The organism is Variovorax sp. 01T439_2 (assembly GCF_056398445.1).
Window position 1 is genome coordinate 1 of the sequence record NZ_JBFTPJ010000776.1, and the last position, 2,875, is coordinate 2,875.

Consider the following 2,875-nt stretch of genomic DNA (forward strand, 5'->3'; position numbering starts at 1 on the left):
GTCGGGCGGCCGCCGCTGACCGTGACGGTGCTCAGGGTGCGCGCACCGCTGCCGCCGGATGGATCAGGCGCGTCCTGCGCCCACGCGGGCGCGCCAAGGGGAAATGCCATGGCGATCGCCATGGCGCGGGAATGCTTTTTCACTGGGAACCTGCTCCACGAACTTCAAGCCGGACAGGCCGCATGCRCCCGTCGATCGGGCGCACGCAGCTACGGTTTTGACAGCTTCAGGAGAAGGCGGGAGGCCCGCGCGCCGGCAGCGGCGCGGCGGTGGCCGCGGCCAAGCGCGCGGCGGGAATGGACTGGACCACGCGGCCGAGCGGCAGCGGAAGGTCGAAAGCGGCAGCGGACGGCGACGGCGGCGGCGCGCCGGTCAGCACGCACAGCGGGCAGTCCATGTGCGAGGCGCCCATCTCCTGCACGCCGTCTTCGGTGTGGACCACCGCCTTGATCGAACCGGCGCTCGAGCACACCAGTTCGACGGCCTGCGGATGCACGATCGGCGAGGCCACCGCCGCGCCGATCGAGAGCGCGAACCACAGCAGCACCCAGCGGCCGACGAGGCCGAGGAAGCGGGGGTGGTTTCGCAGCAGGTGCATGGCGTTGGCGATTATCGGCGCTGTTTGTTCTTTGGTGCCGGTGCGCGCTGGGCGGACTTGGCATTGCCCGAACTCCGGGTGCCCGAGGCCTTGGCGCCGGAAGCCTTGGCGCCGCGATTGCTCCTGGCCCCTTGCGCGCCGCGGGCGCTCGCCTTGGGCGCGGGTGCGGTCGGCACCGCGGCGGGCGGCTGCGCCACCAGCGGGACCGCCTCCACCTTGAAGCCGCGCGCCGCCAGCAGCGCCGGCAGCCCCTGCGGACCGACCATGTGCAGCGCGCCCACGGCAGCAAACACGCGCTTGCCGCCCGCGTGCATGCGCTCGATGCCGTCGGCCAGGCCCGGGTTGCGGTCGTCCAGCAGGCGCTTCATGAGCCGCTGCTCGGCGGGCGTGTTGAGGCAGTTGCACCACTCGGGGTAGCGGCCGAGCTTGTCCGCGTCGCCGCGTGCCCAGATGTCGGCCAACTCCTTCATCTGCGCGCGCAACTGGCCCGATTCCAGTTCGCTCAGGGCGGCGTCGATCTGCTCGGCCTCCTCGGCCTCGGAGTCGCCGGTCAGCATCTTCAATTGCGCGGCCGCGCTTTCGAGCGCGAACACCGGCTTGTTGTTGTTGCGTGCGGAGACGGCCAGCGCCTCGTCGGCGCCGAACTCGGGGTACAGGCCGTCGGCGCGCGCCACCAGGCCGGTCAGGGCCATGACCTGCAGGATGGGCTGCAGCCCCGTGGCCTGGCCGGGCGGCACGCAGGCGGCCTCGTTCTGGCGCGCCAGCCGCTGTGCGCGCTCGCCACTGAGCAGCCGCGCGACCACGGCCGGATCGGCCTGCTGCGTCAGGGGCTGCATCGCGACCGGGTCGCGCACGTCGAGTTCCAGTGCCAGCGCGTCGCTTTGCTCCAGCGCCTTCTGCACGGTGGGCCCGGGCCGCACCCACTCGGCGCGCCCGAGATGAATGGTCCCGTAGAGCCAGGAAGTGCGCCCGTCTCGCTCGGCGCGCCACAGCAGGCCGCGGTCGGCCGCGTTCCACTGGCCGACGGCCGCGCCGGGCTTTCCGAGGCTGGCAATGGCAGACGGCGGGCAGGCGGCCTGCGCCGCCAGCGCGAAGACGCAGCAGGCGCCGGCCAGCGCAAGGCGCGGCAGGCGCGAAAGCAGGGACGCACGCGCGGGCGTCTTCGTCTTCAAAAGGGTGTCGCGCCTCGGCGCAACCAGGATCCGGAGTATCCGCAAGGCTTGCTCCACGATGAAAGAAAGTCCGGCATTCTCACAGCACCGCTGCCCATAATCCGGAACATGCAGAGCATCTTCCATCTTGCCTTCCACGTCCGCGATCTCGACGCGGCCCGCCGCTTCTATGGCCAGGTTCTGGGCTGCGCCGAGGGCCGCAGCACCGGCACGTGGGTCGATTTCGACTTCTTCGGCCACCAGATCTCGCTGCACCTGGGCGAACCCTTCGCCACCACGCGCACCGGCCGTGTCGGCGACGCGATGGTGCCGATGCCGCACTTCGGCATCGTGCTCGCGCTGCCCGACTGGCAGGCGCTCGCGAAGCGGCTGAAGGCCGCCGAGATCGAGTTCGTGCTCGAGCCCCAGGTGCGCTTCGAGGGCCAGCCGGGCGAGCAGTGGACCATGTTCTTCTGCGACCCGTTCGGCAATCCGATCGAGGTCAAGGGCTTTCGTTCCCTGGCAGCGCTCTACGACAAATGAACCCTCCGCCCCGAGCCGCCCCGGGCTGGCTCGCAGCCTCTGCGGGCGCCGGCGCAGCCGCATTGCGCGCCGCGGCGGCGGTACTGTGGCTTCTTTTTGCGGCGGGCACCGCCCACGCGGCCATCGATTGCGAGCTCAACGACCGCAAGGCCGATCCGTCCGACGGCAGCAGCACCGCGGGCAAGACGGGGCTGATGCGCTGCAAGGAGCGCGAAACCGGCGAACTCCAGCGCGAGCAGCAGATCCAGAACGGCGTCTTCATGGGCCTGGCGCGCTTCTATGAAAAAGGCAAGCTGGCCAGGGAGCACACGCTCAACGCCAAGGGCCACATCCACGGCCTCGCCCGCGAGTTCGCGCCCAACGGGCAGGTCGTGCGCGAGGCGGTCTACGACGACGGACAGGAGCAGGGCCTGGTGCGCAGCTTCTACCCGGGCGGGCAGCTGCGCCGCGTCACCTTCTATCCAGCCGTCGGCACCGACCGCGCCTTCGTCGAGTTCACCGAACGCGGCCAGATGTCGGCGCTGCGCTGCGGCGAAACGCCCATGCTGGCGCCGGCCGTCGACGACGCCCGGCTGTGCGGGTT

Annotated in this window: 4 protein-coding genes; 2 read left to right on the top strand and 2 right to left on the bottom strand. The window is 71.1% G+C overall.

All coding sequences use genetic code 11. The features are described 5' to 3' along the window. Nucleotides 1-226 precede the first annotated feature (226 nt). Both AC1DOC_RS27550 and AC1DOC_RS27555 read right to left on the bottom strand, forming a co-directional pair. Nucleotides 227-598: a DUF2946 family protein gene (locus AC1DOC_RS27550; protein WP_015867536.1), complete on the bottom strand. Its 372-nt coding sequence runs from the start codon at nucleotides 596-598 to the stop codon at nucleotides 227-229. Between the two features lie 11 nt (nucleotides 599-609). Further along, nucleotides 610-1,770, bottom strand: coding sequence for a TraB/GumN family protein (locus tag AC1DOC_RS27555; protein WP_230537990.1), 1,161 nt, complete (start codon nucleotides 1,768-1,770; stop codon nucleotides 610-612). 108 nt (nucleotides 1,771-1,878) lie between these two features. On the opposite strand from AC1DOC_RS27555, the gene AC1DOC_RS27560 reads away from it, so the two are divergent. Next, on the top strand, nucleotides 1,879-2,292 hold the full coding sequence (locus AC1DOC_RS27560) for a VOC family protein (protein ID WP_015867538.1): 414 nt from the start codon (nucleotides 1,879-1,881) through the stop codon (nucleotides 2,290-2,292). Then, on the top strand, nucleotides 2,289-2,875 hold a 587-nt coding region (locus AC1DOC_RS27565), incomplete at its 3' end, for a toxin-antitoxin system YwqK family antitoxin (protein ID WP_478130908.1). The genes AC1DOC_RS27560 and AC1DOC_RS27565, both read left to right, overlap by 4 nt.

Coding starts and splice junctions, on each gene's coding strand:
- AC1DOC_RS27550 (WP_015867536.1), bottom strand. CDS start 598: ATGCACCTGCTGCGAAACCACCCCCGCTTCCTCGGCCTCGTCGGCCGC.
- AC1DOC_RS27560 (WP_015867538.1), top strand. CDS start 1,879: ATGCAGAGCATCTTCCATCTTGCCTTCCACGTCCGCGATCTCGACGCG.